Here is a 279-nt window from a genome sequence, read left to right as displayed (position 1 = left end):
GGTTTACCGAAAACATTGCTTCGTTTTACCGCCAAAGCGATGTCGTGGTTTTGCCCAGCCTCGTCCCGGAGGCATTCGGTTTGTCATTATGCGAGGCGATGTACTGCCGAACGGCGGTGATTTCCAATACTTTGGGCGCGCAAAAGGAAATTATCGAACATCATCAATCGGGGATTCTACTGGACAGGCTTACGCCTGAATCTTTGGCGGACGAAATCGAACGCCTCGTCTTAAACCCCGAAGCAAAAAACGCACTGGCAACGGCAGGACATCAATGCG

The 279-nt window shown here is 51.3% G+C and carries 1 protein-coding gene; it reads left to right on the top strand.

What is annotated here, in order from left to right; all coding sequences use genetic code 11:
* A partial coding sequence (locus ACI43T_RS12035; protein ID WP_405387349.1) for a glycosyltransferase occupies nucleotides 1-279 on the top strand: 279 nt, incomplete at both ends.

Source organism: Neisseria oralis (genome assembly GCF_045062685.1).
Lineage (GTDB): Bacteria > Pseudomonadota > Gammaproteobacteria > Burkholderiales > Neisseriaceae > Neisseria > Neisseria oralis.
This window is presented reverse-complemented; position numbering and strand designations above follow the sequence as displayed.